Genomic DNA, 22,929 nt, shown 5'->3' on the forward strand with positions numbered 1-22,929 from the left:
TGGTAAGGGTGTGTGACTGAGTTGAAAACAAGTGCAATTAAGGGCTTTTATCCCCGCAAAGCCCAATTCTTGCATGGCCAAGATAAGGCTTTCCTCAAAAAAAGTCCATCAGCAGGGAAAAATAAGCCCAAAAAAAGCCCTGACTGCCGATAGGCAATCAGGGCTTTTTTTGGCAGAGACGTGGCCCCGATGTGATTCGAACACATGACCGGCTGCTTAGAAGGCAGCTGCTCTATCCAGCTGAGCTACGGGGTCAAAAACAAATAGCCGCCTGCCCCAAAGGCGGGCTGACGGCTATACTGAGTCGGGGTGGCAGGATTCGAACCTGCGGCCTCCTGCTCCCAAAGCAGGCGCGATACCGGGCTACGCTACACCCCGAAAAGGAAATGTTGGATTTTGAATGTTGAAGGTTGAATGAATTAATCAATTCAAAACTCAACACTCAAAATCCAACATTACCAAAAGTGGAGAGAGGGGGATTCGAACCCCCGGTAACCTTTAGAGCTACGGCAGTTTAGCAAACTACTGGTTTCAGCCACTCACCCATCTCTCCAGAAAGGCTGCTCTTCCGTCCGAAGAGTGCGCAAATATACGACTAGTACCGAAAAACAAACCCTCCGAAAAAAAATAACTTCTTTTGCCGAACCCGCCGCCAGTGCCGCGAAAGCCTATCTTTGCCCCGCCGACTGGCCTTGCTTTCGCACGCTTTCAAATGAATTTTAACCACTTGGCTTACGCGCCGCGCTCATGAAGTGGGCCTTTCCGCTCTCGTGGCTGGAGCTCTCGGCGGCCCTTCTTTTTTTTGGGCTATACCTGGGCTATGCTCTGCGCACCCGCCGGCTGGCCGCGCCGCTGCGCCAGAAAGCCTGGCGGCTGGGCTGGAAGCTGGGGCTGCGGCTGGCCTATTTCGCCCTGCTGCTGGTGGCGCTGCTCGGCCCGGCCTATGGCGTGACCCAGCAGCCAGTGCGCACGGCCGGCAAAGACGTATGGCTGCTGGTAGACCTGTCGCGCTCGATGGATGCGCCCGATGTGGTGCCCACCCGCCTGCAGAAAGCCAAAGCCGAGCTGACGGCCCTCGTCAGCCGCTTTCAGGCCGACCGCATCGGCCTGATCGTGTTTGCGGCCGATGCCTTCGTGCAGTGCCCGCTTACCTACGACCAGGGGGCGCTGCAGCTCTTTATTAGTACGCTGCAAACGGATCTGGTGCCGGTGGGGCCTACCGATCTGGCGGCTCCGCTGGCGCTGGCGTTGGCCCGCATCAGCGCTACGCCGACGCTGGCGGGCAGTCCGCCCAGGGCCACGGCGCTGGTGCTGGTGAGTGATGGCGAGGACTTTGGCGAAAGCCTGGAGCCGACGTTGCGCGAGCTGACCCGCTCGGGGGCGCGGCTTTTTGCCATGGGCGTGGGTACGCTGGATGGGGCGCGCCTGCCCCGCGCCGCGGGCCGCTACGTGCGCGATGCCCAGGGGCGCGATGCCGTAAGCCGGCTGGCCCCGCTCCCGCTACGCCGGCTGGCGGAGCAAACCAACGGGCAGTATTTTGAGCTGACGGACCGGCGCAACGAGTTTCCGCTGCTCCTTAATGCCCTGAACCGCGTGGAGGGCCAAGCGGAGCAGGTGCGTACCGTATCGGTGGCCGACAACCGCTACCGCTACCCGCTGGTGCTCGCCTTGGCACTGCTGCTGCTCGATGTGCTCATCACCGTGAAAGTAATCCGGCCATGAAGACCATCGTGCTGACTACGCTACTGGTGCTGGGAAGCTGGGGCAGCCTGACCCACATCCGGGACCGGAACGCGGCCATCCGGCAGGCGGAGGCGGCTTACGCGAAAGGGGATTTCAGGTTGGCGGCGCTGGCCTACCGCAAAGCCGTGGAGCAGTTGGGAGCCAGAGATGAGGCGGTGGTACTGAATCTGGCCCATGCGTGCGTGCTGGCCGGGCAGCCGGCCGAAGCCCGCGGCTTCTACGGCCGCCTGCTCACGAGCCGGCAGCCGCACACGCGCAGCATAGCGCGGCAGCAGCTGGCGGTGCTGGCGGCCCAAAAGGGCGACTATGCCCAGGCCGTGGCGTTGTTGCGCAAGGCCCTGCTCGCCGACCCGACCAATGCCGGGGCGCGGTATAACTACGAGGCGCTAAAAGCGTATCTGGACCGCCGCCGGCAGGAACCGCAGCTGCCGCCGCCCGCTTCGGCGGCCGACGACGCGGCTCCCGACCCGCAGAGCCCGGCCAGCCGCCCCCGCCCGCAGCCCGGCCCCGACCAGCCCGGCCTGCTCGACGACCCCACTCAGCCCACCGACCCGCGCAGCGCCCCCCGGCCCCGCCCCGACCAGCGGGGCCAGCGCGACCCGGCCCGGCCGAAAAACAGTGCCGGCACTGGGGCGAAAGGCGGTTTCCAATTGGGGCAGGGCAACCGGCAGGCGGTGGCGCAGGGCACGCAGGCCGGCCAGGTGCGGGGGCTGAGCAATGACGCTGGCGAAGTCCGGCCGCCGACCGGAGCCCCCCGAACGGCCAGCGCGGAGCAGGCGGCGCTCAATGAAACTCAACTCCAGACCCAGCGCGAGCGGCTGCAGCAGATGAACCTCAGCTCGGGGCAGGCCCGGCAGCTGCTGGAGGCGCTGAACGCGGCCGAGCAGCAGTATCTGCAGCAGCTGCCGCACAAATCGGCCCGCAAGCCGGATTCGGGCAAGCCGGCCTGGTAGCGGCGGCGCGGGAAAGATTTGCAGGCCGCGCCGACGGCAGCAGGCGGCAGCTATCGGCCAATGCTTACCTTTACTGCCCAATCCAACCTAATTCCCCACCCCTCCTCTTAGCTTATGCAAACCAAAGAAGTTGTAATCGTAGCCGCTGTGCGCACTCCCATTGGCTCGTTCGGCGGCAGCCTGTCGTCGTTGTCGGCCACTGAGCTGGGAGCCATTGCGCTGAAAGGAGCCCTGGAAAAAGCCGGGGTTGATCCGAAGGAAGTGCAGCAGGTGATTATGGGCAACGTCATTTCGGCCAACCTGGGCCAGGCTCCGGCCCGGCAGGCCGCCAAGAAAGCCGGCCTGCCCGATACGGTGGAATGCACGACGGTGAATAAAGTGTGCGCTTCGGGCACCAAGGCCATTATGTATGCCGCCCAGGCCATCATGCTGGGTCAGGCTGATGTGGTGCTGGCCGGCGGCATGGAAAGCATGTCGAATGTGCCGTATTACCTCGATAAAGCCCGTTTTGGCGCTAAGTACGGCCACGGCCAGATGATTGACGGCCTGGTGCGCGACGGCCTCTGGGACCCGTACCACGACTATGCTATGGGCAACGCGGCCGAGAACACGGCCAAGGAAATGGGCTTCACCCGCGAGCAGCAGGATGCCTTTGCCATGGAGAGCTACACCCGCAGCGCCAACGCGGCCAAAGCCGGCAAGAAAAAGGACGAAATTGTGCCCGTGACCATTGAGAACCGCGGCAAAACCACGGTGGTAGAGGACGATGAGGAATATCTGAAAGTGGATTTCACGAAAGTGCCCGGCCTGAAGCCGGCCTTCGTGAAGGATGGCGGCACCGTGACAGCGGCCAATGCCTCGACCCTGAACGACGGCGCGGCGGCCGTGCTGCTGATGAGCCGCGAGAAAGCCGAAGCGCTGGGCGTAACCCCGCTGGCCATCATCCGCGGCTTCGCCGATGCCGAGCAGGCTCCCGAGTGGTTCACGACCACCCCTTCATTGGCAATTCCGAAGGCGTTGAAAAATGCCGGCGTGGATGCTTCGGAAGTGGATTTCTACGAAATTAACGAGGCTTTCTCGGTGGTATCGTTGGCCAACAACAAGCTGCTGAACCTGGAAGGCTCGAAGGTGAACGTGTACGGCGGCGCTGTGAGCCTGGGCCACCCGCTGGGGGCCTCGGGTGCCCGTATCGTGACGACTTTGCTGAGCGTGCTGCGCCAAGAAGGCGGCAAAATCGGCGTGACCGGCATCTGCAACGGCGGCGGCGGCGCGAGCAGCCTCGTGATTGAGAAGATCTAAACCACGGATTCGCTCGGATTTTTCCGATTTCACTGATTTCGGGACTGACTTGCTAAAGCCCTGCTGCATTTTTGCGGCAGGGCTTTTGTTTTCGGGCTGATTCAGGGCGCGAAAAATACTTTCCCATTTCCCCCGTTCTTGCAGCTATGACTAGACTTTCCTTTTCGCTTTCACTCCTGCTGCTCCTGCTTGCCACGGCCGTCCAGGCCCAGAAGCTGCGGCGCTTCACCACCTATTACGACTCGACCAATACCCGCCGGCGCGAGGTATACTCGGCCCTCGTGGCGGGCGATACGGTGATGGAAGGGCCGTACAAGCGCTTTTATCGCTCCGGCAGGCTGGAAGCCCAGACCCGCTACGCCGGCGGCAAGCGCGACTCGGCCTACGTGGAGTTTCATCCCGGCGGACAGCGGCGGCTGGAGGTCACGTATCGGCAGGGCGTGCGGCAAGGCCCGTTCAAAACCTACTACGAAACCGGCAAAATAGCCCAGGAAGGCACCTACGACAACGACCAGCCCACCGGTACGCTGCGCTACTACCACCCCAGCGGCGAAGTGAAGCTGGAAACCACCCTCGCCAACGGCCAGCCGGCCGGCGCGGTGCGCGCGCTGTACCCCTCGGGCAAGCCCAAAGCTGAAATAACCTACCTGAACGGGCAGGCCAACGGGCCGGCCAAAACCTATTTTCCCAACGGCCAGCTCCAGAGCGAAGGCACCTACAGCCACGGCCTGCTGGCCGGCCCCTACAAAACGTATTACGACAATGGTCAGGTGGAAACCGAGGTGCTGACCGACAAATCAGGCCGGGGCAGCTACCGCAGCTACTACCGCTCGGGCAAGCTGCGCACCGAAGGCACCTACGTGGCGGGCACCTTCACGGGCCGCGCCATCAAGAATCCGCTGTCGGACGACCTGACCAAGCAGGCCAAGAGCCTGGCCGGCGGCACCTCCAACCTCGACGGGCCCGCCAAAGCCTACTACGAAAGCGGGGCCCTGAAAAGCAAGCTGACCTACCGCAACGGTGTGCTGACCGGCACCCAGGAAGATTTTTACGAGTCGGGCAAGCCCCAGCAGAAAACCGACTACAGCAACCAGGCCCGCGACCGGCGCATCACCTCCTACTTCGAGGATGGCAGCGTGCAGGCCGATCAGCAGTTTAAAAACGGCCAGCCCAGCGGACTGTGGCGCACATTTTATGCCGGTGGCAAGCAGCTGCACCAGCAGGAAAGCTACGTGAACGGCCGCCTGGCGGGCGAAAAGCTGACCTACTACCCCACCGGCACGCTGCAAAGCAAGTTGCTCTACGAAAACGGCAAGCCCGCCGGCCTGAGCCAGGAATTTCACCCTTCGGGCAAGCTCAAAGCAGAAACCACCTACGTGAAAGGCCTGAAAGCCGGCCCCTTCCGGCAGCTGCGCGAAGACGGGACGCCCGAAATAACCGGCGCCTTCCGCAACAACCGCGAAACCGGCCCCTGGCTGTACTACGGCCCCGATGGCAAGACTGTAGCGCAAAGAAAAACCTTCCGCAACGGTCAGGAAGTGAAAGCGGGCAAGTAGCGCCCAGCTGTTGAACCTGCTCCTACCCATAAAACCGCCGCCATAGCTTATGGCGGCGGTTTTATGTTTTCTGCGGTTTGCCTGCCACTGTGCAACTGCCCGGCGAGGTGCTGGTCTATAGGTTGCGCTTGGGAGCTACGGGTGGCAGGCAGCAACTTGGCCGGCAGCTAGCGTACCCAAAACGGGCGCTACGGCCCGGAAACGCCGATTTTAGAAAGCGCAGAAAAAATTATCGCAAATATTTTCTTCTGCTAATGCAATGAATGCAACCTACGAATCGTTTCGTAGTCAGATAGGCAGCTAGCAGATCATGCCGATACAGCAGCGCGCTTTTAGTCCGCCGGGAGCCGCCCGGCTGCTGGGCGGGCCGCCAACCGGCCGCCTCACTTTCCCGCTTCCTAGTGCCTAGTGCTCACCACGCGCCACCTCACATCATTGCGCTATGGACAGTCATTCTTTTCGGCTTCAGCTTCGCAAGTCCGTTGCGCTCATGGGCAAAAAGATGTTTCCGCTATTTTTTACCGCTCCGGGCAACCCTTCTCCCCTGGCTGCCATCTACCCTGACAACTGCGGCCTTAAAGCCGGGCTCGTTTCAACCGAGCCGCATCTCCGCTCTTTCCTACTTTTTCAGCCCGAATGAAAATAAATTTAAGAAGTACCTTGCGTTGCATAGTACCTTAATTTATCTTTGTTGCGTTCCTTCCCTCTGCCTAGCGCACGGTCTGCCCTCCTGTAAGGCATCACCTCACTGTTTCCAGAGCCTTCCTGGCTAAATGAGCCGGGATTTAGCTTCGCTGCCTCTTCCCTAAAAGCCTGTGACAGCGGGCTCGGTTACCTTCTCTTTTTTTCTTGCTCAGCCCCGTGCAACGGGACAGAACCGCGGCTTTCCGGACGCGCATCGGCTGACCTTTTCCCTCACTTTCCTTTCCCCATTGCCATGAAAACGTCATTCTTTGTCCGTGCGCTTGCTTTTTTCTCGTTGCTTTTGCTGCTGGCGGCTTCACCTTCTCTGGTAGCGCAGAGCCCCGCCCACGGCACGCTAACCGGCAAACTGCTGGATGCCGACACCCAGGAGCCCATTCCCAATGCCCACGTGGTATTGCTGCGAACTTCTGATAACTCATTGATCAGCAGTGCCACTACCCGCGCCGATGGTTCCTTCCGGATGGCCCGGGTTCCTTTCGGGCAGTATTCGTTCCGCACCACCGTGCTGGGTTATCATCCCAACCAACCCCGGGTTCGCTTTGATGCCAGACAAACCACGGTGGCCCTGGGCAATGTGGCACTGCTCCCTCTGGGCAGCCAGCTGGCTTCGGTGCTCAAAACGCCCCGGCTGCTGCTGAGCGTCCTGCAATAAGGCGACTAAATTTCCCGCAATTCACTCAATACCAAATAATTGCCCGCAGTCTGCAGATACTGCTAAAAGCGCTGCGGCTGATCCTGCCTCCCATTTTCCCCAACTCTTTTTTCTTCTGAATCATGAAAACCTCCTTGCTTTTCCGTCTGGGCCTGCTGGCCGTTGTGCTGAGCTGCTCTACCACCCTGGCCAGTGCCCAAGTGTCTGTCTACACGGAAGATGCCAAGCAGCCGGGCATTGGCTACTGGTCCGTGGAAACCAACCAGCTCCAGCGCGACTACAGCGTGGTGCGCTTCTACACGGCGCAGCACGAAAAAATCTACGAGGAACGCCTCGAAGGCCTCTGCCTTGATCTGAGCAAAGGTACTGCTGCCTGCCGGCGCACAGCCCGGATGCTGAGCGACGGTGTGGTGCGGGTGCAGCAAGCCAGAAATAACTCATTGGTGGCCAATGGCCTAGGTTTATTCCGCCGCGCCCAGCGTACCTACGCGGCAATGTAAGGCTGAACTGCTACGCCGGCCTTATGTCCGGGCAACGGAATTCGCTGCCCAGCTATGGGGCCGGCGTAGCAGCCCAAGAACCGGGCCCGCGACTAATATTAGGGTATTAGTAGCCTTATGGGCCTTGGGGGATGCTAAGCTGTATTATTATTTTATAAAACTACCTTGCATAACATAGTACCTTTTTTTAACTTTGTTCTGTTGGCGGTCAATTTGTTCGCGCTCCACGCTTTCTCTGTTGCTTCGCCCGGGGGCGTACTGCTATAAAAACCTGTTAATCAGGCTTCCGGACAGCACCCAACTATCAAGTCTAACATTCCGCGCCGGCCCCGAAACCATCGGGCAGCTAGGAATTAACCGGAGAACCAGCGGAACCGCGGCCGTCTGGTAGATCCAAGCCTGCAGGCCACTTCCACTCACTTTCTTCTTCCCATGAAACACGTTTCACGCTTTTGCCAGGCATTGCGGTGCCTCGGGTTGCTGTTGGTGCTGCTGCCGTTCACGCTACGGGCCCAGCAGACTGGGTCGGTTACGGGCGCCTTGCTGGATAAAAGCAGCGGCCAGCCGTTGCCATTTGCCACGGTAGTGCTGCTGCGGGCCCAAGATTCAAGCTTCGTGCAGGGCACCCAGACGGCGGAAAACGGCACGTTCGCCTTTTCTAAAGCCACCCTGGGCTCTTACCTGCTGCGGGCCTCGGTGCTAGGCTATCAGCCGCTGCGCAAGGCCATTTCGCTCACGGCGGCGGCGCCCAATGCGCAGCTGGGGCCACTGCGGCTGGCGGCAACAGCCACGCAGCTGGCCGGCGTGACGGTGCAGGGCGAGCGGGCTGCGGTGGTCGAAAGCCTGGATAAGAAGGTGATAAACGTGGAAAAAGACCTGAGCAGTGTGGGCGGCACGGCCGTGAACGTGCTCCAGAATGTGCCTTCGGTGAGCGTGGACCAGAATGGGACGGTGAGCATGCGCGGCAGCACCAACATCACGGTGCTGGTGGACGGCAAGCCTTCGGGCGCGGCCAATGGCGGCACCGGCACCCGGTTGGACCAGATTCCGGCCAGCGCCATTGAGAAGGTGGAGGTGGTGACCAACCCCTCGGCCCGCTACGATGCAGCCGGCGCGGGCGGCGTTATCAACATCATTCTGAAAAAGCAGCGCAAAGACGGCTGGAACGGCCAGGCCACGGCCAACCTGGGCAGCCGCGACAAGTACAACACCTCGTTGAGCCTGAACCGCCGCACCGGCAAGCTGAACGTGTTCGGCTCGTATGATATGCGCGACGACCGCTACCGCAGCACCAACGACGTGCGCCAGAACACCGTGCTGGCTGGCAAGCCGCTTTTCATTGGTCAGGATGGGCGGGCGCTGCGCCACAACACCAATCACGGCGGCCGGCTGGGCTTCGACTATACGTTTTCGCCCGAGCAAAGCCTGACCCTCACGGCGGAACCCAATAGCAGCCGCGGCCTGAACCTAGCCAACCAGCAGGCCACGCTGCGCGCCGAAACGGGCACCGAGCAGCAGCAAAACCGCCTGCGGGTGAGCGAGGACGTGCAAAACGTGGACGTTTCGGCCGACTACCGGCGCACCTGGGCCGCCCACAAGGGCCGCGAGCTGACCGCCAACGCGGGCTACACGCGGCTGTGGGCCGATGTAGTGGTGGGCCAGCAATTGACTACCGAAACCGCCGTGCAGCCCGAGTGGCAGCAGGTGTTCCGGGTGCGCCTGCACGCGCCTTACGGCCAGCTCGACTACACCCACCCCTTCGACTCGCTCAGCCGCCTGGATGTGGGCTTGAAGGGCCAGTGGCAGCAAAACAATGGCACCGACGACTTCCTGCTGCTGCAAAACCCCGAGCAGCCCACTCGCCTTTCTGACCGCTCCTTTGCCTACGATTTCACCGAATACCTGCAGGCCGGCTACGCCACTTACCAACGCCAGCTGGGCCCGTGGAGCTACCAGGGCGGCCTGCGGGCCGAATACACGCACACCTACGGCGAAGTGCTAGGCCGCCAGGGCCGCTTCGATCTGCGCTACCTCAACCTGTTTCCCTCGGCCACCGTGGCCCGCACCCTGCCCCACGATCAGAAAGTGCAGCTCAGCTACGCCCGTCGCCTCAACCGCCCCGGTTTCATGCAGCTGCTGGCCTTCCCGCTCTACCAGGACCCGCGCTACTACCGCCTCGGCAACCCCGCCCTGCGGCCCGAATACATCAACGCCTTCGAGCTGGGCCACCAGGTTTCGGTGGGCCGGGCCAGCGTGAGCAGCACCCTGTTCTACCGCCAAACCACCAATGCCATCCAGCGCATCCGGGAAGTGGATGAGGAAGCCACGCGGCAGAATGGGGCCGGCGGCGTGGTGACGGTAGAAAAAAGCGTGAATCTGGGCCAGAGCACCAGCTATGGGGCCGAGCTTTCGGTGAACCAACCGGTGGCCAAGTGGTGGCGCGTGGCGGCCAGCGGCTCGCTGTTTCGCAACCGCATCACGGCCGCCACGGGCACCGAGGCCAGCCGCCGCAACCTGACGGGCACGGCGCGGCTGCAGAATACCTTCAACCCTACGCCCAAGCTTGATGTGCAACTGACCGGCACCTACCGCGCGGCCGTCATCACGCCGCAGGGCCGACTGGCCCCGCAGGGCGGCCTCGATGTGGCCCTGCGCCAGCGCCTGTTTCAGGAGCGCGGAGCCCTTACGCTGCGCGTAAGCGACATTTTCGACACCCAGCGCCAGCGCATCACGGCTTTCGGGCCGGGCCTGGAGGCTACTTATCTGAATAAGTATGAAACGCGGGTGGCTTACCTGGGCTTCACCTGGTATTTCGGCCTGAACAAGCCGCCGAAGAAGATTGAAAGCGCGCCCCAGGGCGGTGGCGGCGGGTTTGGGGGGTAATAAGTCGTATCAGGCTTTTCTTCTGCTTTTTCGCCCCAGCCTGCTGTGCCCTTGTATGAATGAACCGGGATTTTCGCCACTCACCCGGCGGAATCCCGGTTTTTTGGTATCCGATGGTTTTCGGCCAGAACCGGGCGGGGCGGCGGCGAGACTCGCCCGCGCCACCGGGAAGAGAAAGGTGGTCATGGTTCAGGTTCGCGGTAATATGCGTAAATTCAGTGGTCAGTAAGGGCTTGGCCGGAGCAGGAAATCGGCTGGGGGGAAGAGCGGGCCGGCGAAAGGAGTGCGGGCTGTTCGGGGAGCGAGGCGGGGCAGCAGTATAGCAGCATAGTGCGGAGGGCGGCAGCGATGAAAATACTGAGCATCTTTTTGCTGTGGTGGCTCATGCCGGAAGCCGTCATCACCCAGGCCGACCGCCGGATCGACAGCCTGCGCCACCAGCTGGCCACCGCCCCGCCCGATACGACCCGCGTGCTGCTGCTGGCCCAGCTGGCCTACGAGCACACCCAAACCGACCCGCTGGCTACCATCACGTACGGCAAGCAGGCCCTGCAGCTGGCCCGGCAGCTGGGGTTTCGGCGGGGCGGCTGCTGGGCGCTGGTGCGGCTGGGCTCCGGCTTCCGCGAGGCCGGCAACTATCCGGCTGCTCTCCAAGTAGGCCTGCAGGGCCTGCGCGAGGCCGAGGCGCTGCGCGACCCGGAGCTGATTGGCAGAGCCTATAATGCGCTGGGCTATCAGTATTGGGAACAGGGCAACAGCCGCCCGGCGCTGGCGTATTTTCTGCGGGCCAAAGCCGTGGCCGAAAAGAGCAACAACCGCAAGCTGCTCACCCGCGTGATGGGCAACATCGGCAATGCCTACCAGCAGCTCAACCGCCTCGACTCGGCCCTGCTCTACCTGCGCCAGGGCTACGCGCTGGACCTGAGTCTGCCCGACCTGACCAGCGAAGTGGGCGACGCGGCCATGCTGGGCAACGTGTATGCCGCGCTGGGCCAGCCAGCGTTGGCCCAGAGCTACTACCGCCGCAGCATCCGGCGGGCCCGGCCCCAGCGCATCACGTTTGCGCTGTGCCGGGCCTATCTGGGGCAGGCGCGGCTGTTTCAGCGTCAGGGTCGCGCCGGGGCCGATTCGGCCTTGTATTATGCCGAGCAGGCGCTGCGGGCCGGGCAGCAGGGCCATTACCCCAAGGGCGTGCTGGAGGCCAGCCAGTTTCTGGCCGCCGCCTGGGCCGCCCGCCCCGACAGCGCCACCGCGTTTCGCTACCTCACGCTGGCCAGCGCCACCCGCGACAGCCTGTTCAGCCTCACCAAGATAGCCCAGCTGCAGGCCCTGGACGTGAGTGAGCGGCTGCGCCAGCAGGAGCTGGCCGATGATATGGAGCTGGCCGTGGAGGCGCAGCGCCGACAATGGTTGGTGGTGGCCCTGCTGAGCGTGCTGCCGGTAGTGCTGCTGCTGTGGCGCAATATCCGGCTCAAGCAGCGCGCCAACCGCCAGCTCAGCCTGCGCAACCAGCAGATAGCCGCCCAGCGCGACGAGCTGAGCAACGCGCTGGCCCAGCTGAAAACCGTGCAGGAGCAGCTGGTGCAGCGCGAGCGGATGGCGCTGCTGGGCGAGCTCACGGCTGGCATTGCCCATGAGCTGCAGAACCCGCTCAACTTCGTCAAGAACTTCGCCGAGGTGAGCACCGAGCTGCTGGAGGAACTGCTGGAAGAGCACCACGGGTCCGAAATAGGCGTGGCCGTGGAGCCGGACACGCTGGCCGGACTGCGGCAGAATCTGCAGAAAATCAGTCAGCACGGGCAGCGGGCCTCCAGCATCATCAAGGATATGCTGGAGCACTCGCGGGCCGGCTCGGGCCGCCGCACCCCCACCGACCTGAACGCGCTGGTGGAGGAATCATTAACGCTGGCTTACCAAAGCTTCTGCACCACCGACAAGGCATTTTCGGCCACCCTGCACCAGGACCTGGACCCCAACCTGGGCCTGGTGACGGTGGTGCGGCAGGATGTGGGCCGCGTGCTGCTGAACCTGTTTGCCAACGCCTTTTATGCCGTGCGCCAGCGCCAGCAGCACGCCGCCACTCCCGGCCACCGGCCCCACCCCCCCTACCGCCCCACCGTGACCGTGCGCACGCGCCGGCCCACCTCCCAGACCGTAGAAATCCGGGTGCGCGACAACGGCACCGGCATGCCCGAAAAGGTGCAGGCCAAGGTGTTTCAGCCCTTTTTCACTACCAAGCCGCCGGGCGAGGGCACGGGGCTGGGCCTGTCTTTGAGCTTCGACATAGTGGTGCAGAGCCACGGCGGCACCTTCGCGGTGGAGTCGCGGGAGGGCGAGTTCACCGAATTCACGATTTCGCTGCCCGGCTGAGCGGGGCGCGGGGCCGGCCCGCCGGGGGCGCGGAATGAAGTAAGGCCGCTGGTTGTACCTTCGCGGCATCATTCCGCATACTTCCCGATGAGCATTCAGAAGCCCAGCATCCCGAAAGGCACCCGCGACTTTGGTCCGGCCGTAGTGGCCCGCCGCAACTATATTTTCGGCATCATCCGCCGCACGTTCGAGAAGTTCGGCTACGCTCCGCTCGAAACCCCGACCCTGGAAAACCTCTCGGTGCTCACCGGCAAGTACGGCGACGAAGGCGACCAGCTATTGTTTAAAGTCCTGAACTCCGGCGACTTCCTCAAGGACGTGACGGCCGACGACCTGCAGAACGACGACGGCCGGGCCACCCGCCGCGTGCTGCCCAAACTAGCCGAGAAAGGCCTGCGCTACGACCTCACCGTGCCCTTCGCCCGCTACGTGGTCATGAACCGGGGCACGCTGGTGTTTCCCTTCAAGCGCTACCAGATTCAGCCCGTGTGGCGCGCCGACCGCCCCCAGCGCGGCCGCTACCGCGAGTTTTACCAGTGCGACGCCGACGTGGTGGGCACCGATTCGCTGCTCTGCGAGGCAGAAATTGTGCTGATGATGTGCGAGGTATTAGATACTCTCAATAAGGAAGCTAAATCAGAAGATCAAAAGCTCAAATACACTATAAAGATTAATCACAGGGATGCTTTGCGTGGCATCTTCTTCGCTGCAGCTGAGAATCGTAGCAAAGAGTCTGACTTTTTTGTTGTGCTAGACAAGCTTGATAAAATAGGCACTGAAGGAGTCAAACAAGAGTTGAAAGAACGGGGCTTTAGCAATAATGGCTTCCAATGGCTTACCTATTTATTACGCACAGATGATGGTAATCGGAAAATGACTTCTGAAGAGCGTATGATTTACGTGAATGCCATGTTCAAAGAAATTATGTCTGATCCAAATGCAGAGCCAGTTGGTAGCAAAGGCATAAAACAGTTGCAGGAAGTGTTTAATATTTTGCGCGGCTTTGATTTCAAGCAGTTCCAGAACCTAGAATTTGACCCCACCCTGGCCCGCGGCCTCTCCTATTATACGGGCTGCATCTTCGAAATCAAGATCAACAACGTGAACATGGGCAGCGTGAGCGGCGGCGGGCGCTACGACAACCTCACCGGCGCCTTCGGGCTGCCCGGCGTGTCGGGCGTGGGCTTCTCCTTCGGCGTCGACCGCCTCTACGACTGCCTGGAGGAGCTGAACCTGTTCCCCGAGGGCGCGGCGGCCACCACCCGCTGCCTGATTGCCAACTTCGACGCGGCCGCCATGACCGCCATGCTGCCCGTGCTGCGCGACCTGCGGGCCGCCGGCATTGCCAGCGAGCTTTACCCAGAGCCGGCCAAGCTGGCCAAGCAGTTTAAGTATGCCGACGGCAAAGGCATTGCCTACGTGCTGCTGCAAGGGCCCGAGGAGCTGGCCCTGAACACGTTCAAGCTCAAAGACCTGCGCACCGGCCAGGAACAGACGCTGACGCTGCCCGAGGTGGTAGCGACGCTGGGGTAGTCACGTTTGTTCCTCGTTACGTTTGTTACTCACGCTGCCAAACTTGCCGCCGGCCAGCCCCAGCGGGGCGACAGATCGGTAGAAACAGGTCCGCTTCTAAAGATTAGGAAAGCCCCAGCGGGGCGACACCCTCGTTCAACGATTGGTGCCGCCCCGCTGGGGCCTTGGCGTTGCTTTGTGATTCTTCGGCTACCGATATACCGCCCCGCTGGGGCTGCCGGAGTTCATGATGGTGCTTGCTATGTATTTGCAGGGATTCGCGCCGTCGTTCGGCCGGGTCGGGCCGGGCTGGAACCGTGCCGGAGTGGCTCACGCCTTACCCAACTGCCCTTGCGCGCCGCAGCCTATGCCCGCCCACCGGTCGGAGCGGCTGATACTAACACATTTTCATGTCGGCCAAAAATGTGTTAGTCCGTAAGGATACTGACACGTTTCTATCCTGTTGCAAAACGTGTCAGTATTCTTGTGAACTGACACGTTTTGCAACAGGATAGAAACGTGTCAGTATCCTTGCTGGAGGTATCTAGTCGCTCGGCTGTGCCGAGTGACCCTTATGCTCTGAGCAGCTGTACTGCGAATTGCTGCGCGCCTCCTCAACGACCCAACCGGCGCGGGACGCTCGCGGCAGAGCCGCTCCGGCGTAGACGTCACTCGGCACAGCCGAGCGACTGTGGCGGCGCGGTCCGGGCCCGGGCCGATAGCCCGTTTGAAAAGAATTGAGGAACTTTCGGGTCACCCACCGCCCCTTCCCACCTGTTCATGCCCGATTCCACCTTCTACCTCAGCCCCACCACCCACCTCGACCTGCCCACCCTGCGCCAATTGCTGGCCGACAAAGCCACCGTCAAGCTCAGCGACGAGGCCCGGCAGCGCATTCAGGACTGCCACCAGTACCTGCACGACCGGCTCGAACGCTCGGATGCGCCGGTGTATGGCATCAATACCGGCTTCGGGGCGCTGTGCGGCAGCAGCATCGCGCCCGAGGAGCGGCAGCAATTGCAGGTGAACTTGATGATGTCGCACGCCTGCGGCACGGGCGAGGAAGTGCCGCCGGAGCTGGTGCGCCTGCTGCTGCTGCTGAAGGCCCAGAGCCTGAGCTACGGCCACAGCGGCGTGCAGGTGGCCACCGTGCAGCGCCTGCTCGACTTCTACAACCGCGACATTTACCCCGTGGTGTACCAGCAGGGCTCTTTGGGGGCCAGCGGCGACCTGGCCCCGCTGGCGCACCTGTGTTTGCCGCTGCTGGGGCTGGGCGAGGTGAACTACCAGGGCTACCGCCTGCAGGCCGCTGATGTGCTAAGCTTGTTTAGCTGGGCGCCGCTGGCGCTGGAGGCCAAGGAAGGCTTGGCGCTGCTCAACGGCACCCAGTTTATGCTGGCCTACGGCGTGCATTGCCAGCTGCGGGCCGAGCGCCTGGCCAACGCCGCCGATACCATCGGGGCGCTGTCGTTGGAAGCTTTCGACGGGCGGCCCGAGCCGTTTGATGCCCGTTTGCACGCCATCCGGCCCCACGCCGGGCAGCAGCTGGTGGCGGCCCGCATCCGGGGGCTGCTGGCCGACAGCGAATTGCAGCGCCAGCCCAAAACCGCCGTGCAGGACCCCTACTCGTTTCGCTGCCAGCCCCAGGTGCACGGCGCCTCGCGCGATGCGCTGGCCTACGTGGCCCGCACCCTCGAAACGGAGTGCAACAGCGTGACCGACAACCCCAACATCTTCCCGGCGGATGATCTAATTCTGAGCGGCGGCAACTTCCACGGCCAGCCCCTGGCCCTGGCCCTCGACTTTCTGGCCGTGGCCGTGGCCGAGCTGGGCAGCATCTCGGAGCGCCGCACCTACCAGCTCATCAGCGGGCAGCGCGGGCTGCCGCCGTTTCTGGTGGCCGAGCCGGGCCTGAACTCGGGCCTGATGATTCCGCAGTACACGGCCGCCGGTATCGTGAGTCAGAACAAGCAGCTCTGCACCCCGGCCTCCGTAGACAGCATTGTGAGCAGCAACGGGCAGGAAGACCACGTGAGCATGGGGGCCAACGCGGCCACCAAGGCCCGCCGCGTGGTGGAGAACGTGGAGCAGATTCTGGGCATCGAGCTGCTGAACGCGGCCCAGGCCTTGGCTTTCCGCCGCCCGGCCCGCACCTCGCCGGCCCTGGAGCAGGTGGTAGCGGCCTTCCGCGAGAAGGTCGCGTTCGTGAGCCGCGACCGGGTGCTCTACCCCGATCTGCACGCCGCCGCCGCCTTCGTGCGCACTTATGAGTGGGCGTAGGGGCCGGTTATTTTTAGCTGGTTGAAAACGCAAACGCCCCCGGAGCACGTTATGAGCCTCGTGAACATGCTGAACCCCAAACTGCTGCTGCTCCCGGCCCTGCTGCTGGCCGCCCTCACGCCCGGCCGCGGGCAGGGCTGCTTCGTGAATGCCAACGGCACCCGCGAGTTCCGCGTGTACGACGCGGCCACCCGGCAGGAAGTGACAGCGCTGTGCGTGGGCAACCGCTACCGGCTCAAGGATGTCAGCGACCAGCTCACGTCGCCCCAAATCATTCCGCCGTCCCGCATCTACTACCTCACGGGGCCGGCCATCACCTGCGCCGCCGGCACCGATACCACCACCTTCTACACGCCCGCCACGGCCGGCCCGGTGGTCATCACCCAGAACACGCCCAACCTGACCAACCCGGCCAGCGGCATCATCTACAGCCGCACCTTCGAGGTGCTGGCCCGGCCCCGGCCCACGTTTGCGCTGCTGGCCTGCTCGCCGGGTGTAGTGCAGGTCAGCATCGACTACGCCAAAGACAGCTACAACACTTACCAGGTGCAGGTGGGCACGCTCACGGATAACGTGCCCCGCGGGGCCGCCCCCCGCTCCTATCCGGCCGCGGCCGGCGTCACCAGCGTCACCGTCACGGGGGCCTATACCGGCAGCTGCGCCTCCGAGCCCACCGCGCAGTCCTTCACCCCCAAGCCTGCGCCCCTCACGCCCGCCATCCAGCGCCTCGACCGGCAGGGCCCCAGCTTCGTGCTGCAGTTCGGCCCCCTGCAACCGGAGTATACCTACACCCTGCAGCAGACCGATGCCCCCGCGCCCGACGTTCGGCTGAGTCCCGGCCAGACTACCCTGACCCTGCCGGTGCCCGCCGCCGCCAACGGCTGCTACCGCCTGCTGCTCACCGATGCCTGCTCGCCCAGCCTGCTTAGTGTCCCTTCCGCCACCCTGTGCTCGGTGCTGCTCACCGGCACGTCGGCCAACGGCCGCAACCTGCTGAGCTGGCCCCCAAACGGCGCGACCAGCTACGTGCTGCGCCGCGACGGCGTGGTGCTGCCGGGTGCCACGTCGCCCTACGTCGATTCGGTGGGCATTGTCTGCGGGGTGAGCTACCGCTACCGCCTGGAGGCCACCACGGGCAGCGGCCCCACGGCCGGCGTGGCCACCAGCGAGGCGGTGGTGCTGACCTCGGCCCTGCGCACCCAGCCGGTGCCGGCCCTGTTTGTCAGCTTCAATGCCCGCAACCAGCCCGAGCTGACCGCCAGCGTGCCGGGCCTGCCCACCGGCGGCCAGCTTATCTACCAGCGCGACAACACCCTTACTATAGCCACCACCGCCCGCCGCACCACCCGCGACTCGACCCTGACCGCGCCCACCGGCCCGGTGTGCTACACGGTGCGCTTCGCCGATGCCTGCGGCAACCAGTCGGCGGCCAGCCCGGCCTTCTGCCCGGTGTTTCTGACGGCTAAAGCCGCCGACCCGGAAGGCACCCGCGCCCAGCTGGCCTGGACGGCCCTGGGCAGCCCGGCCCCCGCCGCCGCCGTGCGCTACACCGTGGAGGCCCAGCTCGCCGACGGCACCTGGCGGGCCGTGAGCGCCGCCCTCGCGGCCCTCGACTTCCTGGATCTGCAGCCCGCCGCCGACCGGCAGGTGCTGCGCTACCGCGTGGCGGCCCGCGCCCCCGGTCAGCCGGTGAGCTACTCCAACACGGCCACCGTGGCCCGGCAGCTCAAGCTGTTTCTGCCCACTGCCTTCAGCCCCAACGGCGACGGCCTGAACGACGTGCTGGAATTGAAGGGCCGCTTCCTCACCACGTTCCGCTTCTCGGTGGTCGACCGCAACGGCCAGGAGGTGTTCCGCGCCGCCGACCGCACCCAGACCTGGAACGGCCGCATCGGCAACGAGCAGCCCGTGCCCGGCGCCTACGTGTGGCGCTTCGAGGCTACCGACGAAACCGGCCTGCGCATCGTGCAGCACGGCACCATCACGATAGTGCGGTAAGCGCCGTCGGCTGCCACCCGTGCTACTTTCCCGTCCGCTGCCTCCGCATGGGTGACGGGCAGCGTGGCGTTGGTCTTGACCAACGGCGCTTCGGACGAGACCAACACGATTTTGGACGAGAGGGAAACGGTTTTGGATGCGTCCGAAATCGTGTTGGACGTATCCGAAATGATTTTGGATACGTCCGAAATGATTTTGGATGCGTCCGAAATGATTTTGGATGCGTCCGAAATGATTTTGGACGAGAGGGAAACGGTTTTGGACGTGTCCGAAATCAAGTTGGATGCGTCCAACGCGCCGGTGGTCAAGAGGAAGACCGTTTTGGACGTACCCAACGGCGCGTTGGCCTTTCCCGACGCGGCGTTAGACACGTCCGAAACGGCGTTAGTCTTGGGCAAAATGGCCCGCTGGCCCGTGCCGGGGCCTTTCGCCGCTTCCGGGCCGGTGGGCTTCTCTATCTTTGGGGCCAAAGGCCGGCTGTTCGGCCCCGGTGCCCGCTTGTCTTTCGCCTGCCTGTTGTCCAGATTGCTCCCGCCCCGCTTTGTCCGCCTGCTGCTCCGGCCCTCCATGCTGGCCGGGCTGGGCTTTGGGCTGCTGCTGGCCCTGGGCGTGCTGCTGCACCGCGACTACGGCATGTCGTGGGATGAGGAGAACAACCACCGCAACGGGCTGGTCAGCCTCAACTACGCCGCCCAGCAGCTGGCCCCCGACCTGGCCCGCCGGCTGGCCACCAGCCACTCCCCCATCACCGACTTACGGGCCTTCCCCGACGCCGACCACGGCCCGGTGTTCGAAATGGCTGCGGCCCTGCTTGGCTACCTGCTCACCGATGGCGACTCGCGCCAGGTTTATTTTCTGCGGCATCTGCTGGTCTTTTTCACCTTCGCGCTGGGCTGCGGGGCGCTGGGCTACATCGGTTGGCAACGCTTCCAGAACTGGCGCTGGGGCCTGCTGTGCAGCCTGCTGCTGGTGCATTCGCCCCGTTTTTTCGCCGAAGCATTCTACAATGGCAAAGACGTGGTGTTTATGGCGCTGTTTACGCTGGCGGTGGCTGGGCTGCTCTGGCTGCGCCAACGCCCCACGCTGGGCCGGGTAGCGGGGCACGCCCTGCTCACGGCCCTGGCCACCGACATCCGGGTGCAGGGCCTGCTGGTGGTGTTGCCCACGCTGGTGGCGCTGCTGGCTCTGCCCTCCCCCGCTTATCCGGGGCGGCGCCGGCTGCTGCTCAGCGCCGCCTACGTGGCTCTGACGCTGGCCGGCACGGTGGCGGGCTGGCCCTACCTGTGGGCCACGCCCCCGGCCGAGCTGTGGCAGGCCCTGCACCGATTGGGCAGCTACCCGTGGCCGTTCACGGTGCTCTACTGGGGCCGATTGGTGCCGGCCACGCAGCTTCCCTGGCACTATATTCCGGTCTGGCTGCTGATTACCACGCCCGTGGCCTACACCGCGCTGGCGCTGCTGGGCCTGGGCCGCACCTTGGCCGGGTGGCCCGCCGGCCGGCTGCGCACCCTGGCCGGCCGGCTCGATGCCTGGTTCGCGCTATGGCTGCTGGGGCCGCTGCTGCTGATTGTGGTGCGGCATACGGTGGTGTATGATGGCTGGCGGCACCTGTATTTCGTGTATCCGGCCTTACTGCTGTTTGCCGTGGGCGGGCTGCGCGGGCTGGTGGGCGTGGCACGCGGCGCGCACCCGGCCCGTTGGGTGGCGGGCGCGGCCATGGCCGCGGCGCTGCTGGAGCTGCCCGTCACGGCTCTGCGCATGGCGCGGATGCACCCGTTTCAGCAGGTCTATTTCAGCTTTCTGCCCGCCGCCACCGCCGAGCGCCTCTTCGAGCGCGACTACTGGGGCCTGGCCTACCGGCAGGGCCTGGAGTGGCTGCTGGCCCACGATGCTGCCCCCCACCTCACCATTCAGGTGCCCTGGCACTATCCGCTCTACAACAACTCCCTGATCCTGCCTCCTGAGCAGCGCGCCCGGATTCGCTACGAGCCCAGTGCCCGGGCCCGCTACTTCATCACCGGCTACCGTTGGCACCCCCAGTCCTACCTCGACAGCATGGGCCACGAAGTGCACACCATCCGCGCAGGCGGGGTCCGGATTCTGTCGGTGTTTGAGCGGACCGCGCCGGCTGCCCGGCCGGTGGGGCCGGCCGCGGCCCCGCGGTAAGCACTGGTCGCGGCGGCAGGCAGCCCGGCAGCGGCAGGCCGGCCTTCTGCGGGCGCTTTCCGTAAATTGCCCCGGCAACGGGCGGCGGCCGGGCCATCCGGCCGCCGCCCCCGCACGATTTTCTTTTTAAAACCCTTCCAGCTCGCTGGAAATCAAGATTCGGAACCTATGTTTGACATGATGGGCATGATGGGTAAGGTTAAGGAGCTTCAGGAGAAGATGAAGCTGGCCCAAGATGAGCTGCAGCACATTACGGCCACGGCCGAGTCGGGGGGCGGGCTGGTGAAGGCCACTGCTAACGGCCAGCGCCGCCTGCTCAAGCTCGAAATCGACGAGTCGCTGCTCACGCCCCAGGACCGCGACATGCTGGCCGACCTGGTGGTGGCCGCCGTGAACAAAGTGATGGAAGAAGCCGGCGAAAAGGCCAAAGAGGAGCTGAAAAGCAAAACCGCCGGCCTGCTGCCCAACCTCCCCGGCCTCGACCTCGGCAGCTTTGGCCTCTGATTCAGCTACCCCCTGCCTGCCTGGCAGGGCTGCGCGCCCGCTGCTCACAAAACGAACAATTACTCATTGCTGCCTGCTAATTACCCCCTGACGGATGTAGCCGTCGTCATCCTGAACTGGAACGGCGCGGCCCTGCTGCGGCAGTTTCTGCCCGCTGTGCTGGCCTGCTCCGACGGCGCCCGCATCATCGTGGCCGATAATGCCTCCACCGATGAGTCGGTGCAGGTGCTGGCCCAGGAGTTTCCCACGGTTGAAGTGCTGCGGCACACCGAGAATCTGGGCTTCTGCGAAGGCTACAACCAGGCCCTGCGGCAGCTTGAGGCCAAGTATTATATGCTGCTCAACTCCGATGTGGCCGTGACGCCGGGCTGGCTGCGGCCCTTGCGCCAGCTACTGGAGGAGCGCCCCGCCGTGGCTGCCTGCCAGCCCAAAATCCGCGCCCACGCCGACCCAACCATGTTCGAGTACGCCGGGGCCGGCGGCGGCTACCTCGACCGCCTGGGCTACCCCTTCTGCCGCGGCCGCCTGTTCGACACCCTCGAAAAAGATCTGGGCCAGTACGACGACGCGCGGCCGGTGGCCTGGGCCACGGGGGCCTGCATGCTAGTGCGGGCCGAAGCCTGGCACGCGCTGGGCGGACTGGAAACGGCGTTTTTTGCCCACATGGAAGAAATTGACCTCTGCTGGCGGCTCTGGAACGCGGGCCGGGAAGTGTGGTACCACGGCGGCAGCACCGTGTATCATGTGGGCGGCGGCACGCTGCACAAGTCGAACCCGCGCAAAACCTATCTCAACTTCCGCAACGGCCTGGCGCTGGTCTACAAAAACGTGCATTCGCAAGAGCTGTGGGGCATCATGGCCACGCGCGTGGCGCTGGACTGGGTAGCGGCCCTGCGCTTTCTCAGCCAGGGCAATACCGCCGATGCCAAAGCCATAGCCCGGGCCCACCGCGACTTTCTGCGCAAGCTCAGCTACTGGCGGCAGCGCCGCCGCGCGGCCCCGCACAAGCTGCTCACGCGGCAGCGGCCGGGCGTGTATGATGGTAGCCTTGTATGGGCGTATTTCGCAAAGGAAATCCGGGCCTTCTCCCAACTCAGCTCCCACGATTTTCCCGCTGACCAAGCCAACACGGCCGCCAGCGAAAAACTCACTGATTAGGAGCCTCCCAGAAGATGGAAAGTACAGTATGTTAAGCTCCACCACACTACTGCTATGAAGGAATTTCACCATTTGGTGGCCGTGTCACAGCCCACGAAAATCATCCCCGAATATGGTTTTCTGTACTTTGTTAGCTAAACGAGTTTTTTGAACTCCAACCGATTTAATAACCGGTTTGCAATGAGTCGTTCTTTGAACTATGATTAACCTCTTTGATGAGTCGGTCCGACGCCAGCTTCGGTGGGAAGAGCTGCAAAAAATCATGGTGCTGCTGCTGGGCACGCTGCTGTTGGCTTGGTGGTTCCAGAACGACTACCGGCTGTTTATAGAGCCAGTCCACACGCCCGCCCGCATCCTTAAGGTGACCGACTGGGCAATTGACTACGAGTTCTACGACTCACTGGCAGACCAAACCCTCACGTTTCGACACGAGTTGTCCCCCGAACAAGCCCGGCGTTTGCGCACCCATACTGCCCTGGATGTGGTTTACGCCGCTTCCAATTCCGACGTGGTGGTCGTGCCATCCCTGAAGCGGCAGTTGCCCGTCTGGGTGTTTGCCGCCCTACACCTCTTGTGCTTTGTGGCCCTATTGCGCAGCATCCGGGATTGGTGGCGACTACGTCCTACTCAATAACCGGAGTTGGTTCACT

The 22,929-nt window shown here is 63.5% G+C and carries 16 protein-coding genes and 3 tRNA genes; 15 read left to right on the plus strand and 4 right to left on the minus strand.

Going from position 1 to position 22,929, the window contains the following annotated elements:
* Positions 1-181: 181 nt before the first annotated feature.
* The 3 genes from BUB62_RS06325 to BUB62_RS06335 form a co-directional block, all read right to left on the minus strand.
* Positions 182-255 (minus strand) — tRNA-Arg (locus BUB62_RS06325).
* 49 nt (positions 256-304) lie between these two features.
* A tRNA-Pro gene (locus BUB62_RS06330) sits at positions 305-378 on the minus strand.
* 87 nt (positions 379-465) lie between these two features.
* Positions 466-553, minus strand: a tRNA-Ser gene (locus BUB62_RS06335).
* Between the two features lie 194 nt (positions 554-747).
* On the opposite strand from BUB62_RS06335, the gene BUB62_RS06340 reads away from it, so the two are divergent.
* From BUB62_RS06340 to BUB62_RS06390, 11 genes are all read left to right on the plus strand, one after another.
* A complete protein-coding gene (locus tag BUB62_RS06340; RefSeq protein WP_073107651.1) occupies positions 748-1,722 on the plus strand; it encodes a VWA domain-containing protein in 975 nt (324 codons plus the stop codon).
* Positions 1,719-2,696, plus strand: coding sequence for a tetratricopeptide repeat protein (locus BUB62_RS06345; RefSeq protein WP_073107653.1), 978 nt, complete (start codon positions 1,719-1,721; stop codon positions 2,694-2,696). Before BUB62_RS06340 ends, BUB62_RS06345 begins: the two co-directional genes overlap by 4 nt.
* Positions 2,697-2,810: 114 nt before the next feature.
* The gene (locus BUB62_RS06350) at positions 2,811-3,995 is read left to right on the plus strand and encodes an acetyl-CoA C-acyltransferase (RefSeq protein ID WP_073107655.1); all 1,185 of its coding nucleotides are present in this window, start codon (positions 2,811-2,813) and stop codon (positions 3,993-3,995) included.
* 146 nt (positions 3,996-4,141) lie between these two features.
* Positions 4,142-5,551: a toxin-antitoxin system YwqK family antitoxin gene (locus BUB62_RS06355; protein WP_073107656.1), complete on the plus strand. Its 1,410-nt coding sequence runs from the start codon at positions 4,142-4,144 to the stop codon at positions 5,549-5,551.
* A gap of 937 nt (positions 5,552-6,488) precedes the next feature.
* Entirely contained in the window at positions 6,489-6,908 is a 420-nt protein-coding gene (locus BUB62_RS06360) for a carboxypeptidase-like regulatory domain-containing protein (RefSeq protein WP_084538871.1), read from the plus strand.
* Between the two features lie 122 nt (positions 6,909-7,030).
* Entirely contained in the window at positions 7,031-7,408 is a 378-nt protein-coding gene (locus BUB62_RS06365; RefSeq protein ID WP_073107660.1) for a hypothetical protein, read from the plus strand.
* 432 nt (positions 7,409-7,840) lie between these two features.
* Positions 7,841-10,291, plus strand: a complete 2,451-nt coding sequence (locus BUB62_RS06370; protein WP_084538872.1) for a TonB-dependent receptor — start codon at positions 7,841-7,843, stop codon at positions 10,289-10,291.
* A 384-nt stretch (positions 10,292-10,675) separates the two neighbouring features.
* Positions 10,676-12,661 (plus strand): tetratricopeptide repeat-containing sensor histidine kinase, encoded by a 1,986-nt coding sequence (locus BUB62_RS06375; RefSeq protein WP_159437414.1) that lies wholly within the window; start codon positions 10,676-10,678, stop codon positions 12,659-12,661.
* Positions 12,662-12,748: 87 nt separating this feature from the next.
* A complete protein-coding gene (gene hisS, locus BUB62_RS06380) occupies positions 12,749-14,194 on the plus strand; it encodes a histidine--tRNA ligase (protein WP_073107665.1) in 1,446 nt (481 codons plus the stop codon).
* A gap of 759 nt (positions 14,195-14,953) precedes the next feature.
* Positions 14,954-16,453: a histidine ammonia-lyase gene (hutH, locus tag BUB62_RS06385; protein ID WP_073107667.1), complete on the plus strand. Its 1,500-nt coding sequence runs from the start codon at positions 14,954-14,956 to the stop codon at positions 16,451-16,453.
* A gap of 21 nt (positions 16,454-16,474) precedes the next feature.
* Positions 16,475-18,451, plus strand: coding sequence for a T9SS type B sorting domain-containing protein (locus BUB62_RS06390; RefSeq protein WP_073107669.1), 1,977 nt, complete (start codon positions 16,475-16,477; stop codon positions 18,449-18,451).
* Here the strand turns inward: BUB62_RS06390 and BUB62_RS18940 are convergent.
* Complete coding sequence (locus BUB62_RS18940; RefSeq protein WP_143164054.1) at positions 18,373-18,921, minus strand: hypothetical protein; 549 nt, start codon at positions 18,919-18,921, stop codon at positions 18,373-18,375. The two genes, BUB62_RS06390 and BUB62_RS18940, sit on opposite strands and share 79 nt — an antisense overlap.
* A 46-nt stretch (positions 18,922-18,967) precedes the next feature.
* Between BUB62_RS18940 and BUB62_RS06395 the strand changes: the two genes are divergently transcribed.
* The 4 genes from BUB62_RS06395 to BUB62_RS06410 all read left to right on the plus strand — a co-directional run bounded on the left by BUB62_RS06395 (position 18,968) and on the right by BUB62_RS06410 (position 22,913).
* Positions 18,968-20,617, plus strand: coding sequence for a hypothetical protein (locus tag BUB62_RS06395; protein ID WP_143164055.1), 1,650 nt, complete (start codon positions 18,968-18,970; stop codon positions 20,615-20,617).
* 168 nt (positions 20,618-20,785) lie between these two features.
* Positions 20,786-21,121 (plus strand): YbaB/EbfC family nucleoid-associated protein, encoded by a 336-nt coding sequence (locus BUB62_RS06400; RefSeq protein WP_073107671.1) that lies wholly within the window; start codon positions 20,786-20,788, stop codon positions 21,119-21,121.
* A 66-nt stretch (positions 21,122-21,187) separates the two neighbouring features.
* Positions 21,188-22,279 (plus strand): glycosyltransferase family 2 protein, encoded by a 1,092-nt coding sequence (locus BUB62_RS06405; protein WP_317041377.1) that lies wholly within the window; start codon positions 21,188-21,190, stop codon positions 22,277-22,279.
* Positions 22,280-22,478: 199 nt separating this feature from the next.
* Entirely contained in the window at positions 22,479-22,913 is a 435-nt protein-coding gene (locus tag BUB62_RS06410) for a hypothetical protein (RefSeq protein WP_073107674.1), read from the plus strand.
* The last annotated feature ends 16 nt before the right edge of the window (positions 22,914-22,929 follow it).

The sequence above is a fragment of the Hymenobacter daecheongensis DSM 21074 genome (assembly GCF_900141805.1).
Lineage (GTDB): Bacteria > Bacteroidota > Bacteroidia > Cytophagales > Hymenobacteraceae > Hymenobacter > Hymenobacter daecheongensis.

What these genes read in the sequence shown, in the direction of transcription:
- BUB62_RS06410 (WP_073107674.1), top strand. Translation starts at nt 22,479, where the DNA reads ATGATTAACCTCTTTGATGAGTCGGTCCGACGCCAGCTTCGGTGGGAA.
- BUB62_RS06350 (WP_073107655.1), top strand. Translation starts at nt 2,811, where the DNA reads ATGCAAACCAAAGAAGTTGTAATCGTAGCCGCTGTGCGCACTCCCATT.
- hutH (WP_073107667.1), top strand. Translation starts at nt 14,954, where the DNA reads ATGCCCGATTCCACCTTCTACCTCAGCCCCACCACCCACCTCGACCTG.
- BUB62_RS06340 (WP_073107651.1), top strand. Translation starts at nt 748, where the DNA reads ATGAAGTGGGCCTTTCCGCTCTCGTGGCTGGAGCTCTCGGCGGCCCTT.
- hisS (WP_073107665.1), top strand. Translation starts at nt 12,749, where the DNA reads ATGAGCATTCAGAAGCCCAGCATCCCGAAAGGCACCCGCGACTTTGGT.
- BUB62_RS06360 (WP_084538871.1), top strand. Translation starts at nt 6,489, where the DNA reads ATGAAAACGTCATTCTTTGTCCGTGCGCTTGCTTTTTTCTCGTTGCTT.
- BUB62_RS06375 (WP_159437414.1), top strand. Translation starts at nt 10,676, where the DNA reads ATGCCGGAAGCCGTCATCACCCAGGCCGACCGCCGGATCGACAGCCTG.
- BUB62_RS06365 (WP_073107660.1), top strand. Translation starts at nt 7,031, where the DNA reads ATGAAAACCTCCTTGCTTTTCCGTCTGGGCCTGCTGGCCGTTGTGCTG.
- BUB62_RS06345 (WP_073107653.1), top strand. Translation starts at nt 1,719, where the DNA reads ATGAAGACCATCGTGCTGACTACGCTACTGGTGCTGGGAAGCTGGGGC.
- BUB62_RS06355 (WP_073107656.1), top strand. Translation starts at nt 4,142, where the DNA reads ATGACTAGACTTTCCTTTTCGCTTTCACTCCTGCTGCTCCTGCTTGCC.
- BUB62_RS06370 (WP_084538872.1), top strand. Translation starts at nt 7,841, where the DNA reads ATGAAACACGTTTCACGCTTTTGCCAGGCATTGCGGTGCCTCGGGTTG.
- BUB62_RS06400 (WP_073107671.1), top strand. Translation starts at nt 20,786, where the DNA reads ATGTTTGACATGATGGGCATGATGGGTAAGGTTAAGGAGCTTCAGGAG.